Source organism: Marinobacter segnicrescens (genome assembly GCF_900111555.1).
GTDB classification, from domain to species: domain Bacteria; phylum Pseudomonadota; class Gammaproteobacteria; order Pseudomonadales; family Oleiphilaceae; genus Marinobacter; species Marinobacter segnicrescens.
Genome location: NZ_FOHZ01000071.1, coordinates 1 through 1,470, shown reverse-complemented (window position 1 = coordinate 1,470; position 1,470 = coordinate 1). Strand labels below are relative to the sequence as shown.

Below are 1,470 nucleotides of genomic sequence, written 5' to 3'. Positions count from 1 at the left end.
GAGGCTGTGTGAAAACAGCCTCCCAAGCTGGCAAAATAACCGCGACATGGCTCGCGGTTATTTTTTATGAGACATCTGGAAGGCACTCCCCGAAGTCAGACGCTTCTGCTTCCGCCCAGCGTCGAAGATTACGTCCCCGAAGATCACCCGGTTCGCGTCATTGATGCCTTTGTGGATTCACTGAACCTGTCTGAGATGGGTTTCAGGAAAGCGCAGACGGCTCACACAGGCCGACGCCCTTATCATCCCGGCGATCTGCTCAAGCTATACATATACGCCTACCTCAATCAGACCAGCAGCACCCGACGGCTGGAAAAAGAATGTCATCGCAACCTGGAAGTGCTCTGGCTGATGAAGCAGCTGGCACCGGATTTCAAGACCATCGCGGACTTCCGTAAAGATAACGGTGGCGCGGTCAAGAAGGTGTGCCGCCAGTTCATTGTGTTCTGTAAACAGGCAGGACTGGTCAGTGGCCAGTTGGTGGCGATTGATGGCAGCAAGTTCAAAGCGGCTGCCAGTAAAGATCAGGCCATCACCCGCAAGCAGTTGGAGAAACAGCTGGGCAAACTGGACCAGAAGATCGATCGTTATCTCGCTCAGTTGGCGGCATCGGAACAAGGTGATGACGCCGACCTGAACCGTGACAAAGTATCCCAAGCCCTGGCTTACCTGGAAACCCACAAGGCGGAACTGCAGGATGAGCTGAAGACGCTGGCCGATGAGGGCAAGACTCAGCTCTGTCGTACAGAGCCGGACGCCAAGCTGATGAAATCTGGCCGGGAAGGCATGGTGGTGGGCTACAACGCGCAGAATGCCGTTGACGAGGAACACCAACTGATCGTTCACCACGACCTGACACAGGCAGGCAGCGATAACCAGCAATTGAAACCGATAGCCCAAGAGACCCATGACGTACTGGAGGGCGGACTAGAAACCCTCGTTGCCGATGCCGGCTATTCCAACGGTCAGCAGATCAACGAGCTTCAGTCTTCTGGGTACGATGTGGCCGTGCCATCGAACCGGGCGGTCAACAATCAGGGAAGCGGCGAGTACTTCCAGAAAAGTGACTTCACCTATTTGCCCGAAGAGGACGCTTACCGCTGCCCTGCTGGAGAGCGGTTGCTTCACAAGACGGTGAGCAACAAGGATCGTCTGCATCTGTATGCGCGTTCAGGCTGCAATCAATGCCCGCTACAAAGCCAATGCACCAAGGTGGATCGACGCTGGGTCACACGCCACTTCAATGAAGAGGCTCTGGAGAAAGCAACGAAAGCCGCCACACCTGAGCGGATGATCCGTCGCATGGCTGCCGTTGAGCCGACCTTCGCCACACTCAAAAGGCTGCTGAATAAAGGGCGATTTACCTGCTGGGGTCTGAGTTCTGCCAGTAGTGAATACAGTCTGGGGGTTCTGAGTTACAACCTGATGCGGGCGATCAACGTGCTGGGCGTGAAGGGCATGCTGGCAAGG

At 55.6% G+C, this 1,470-nt stretch carries 1 protein-coding gene; it reads left to right on the top strand.

The window, feature by feature from the left end; genetic code table 11:
* Nucleotides 1–66: 66 nt before the first annotated feature.
* Nucleotides 67–1,470: IS1182 family transposase (locus BM036_RS19640; RefSeq protein ID WP_091855308.1), on the top strand; the 1,404-nt coding region annotated here is incomplete at its 3' end.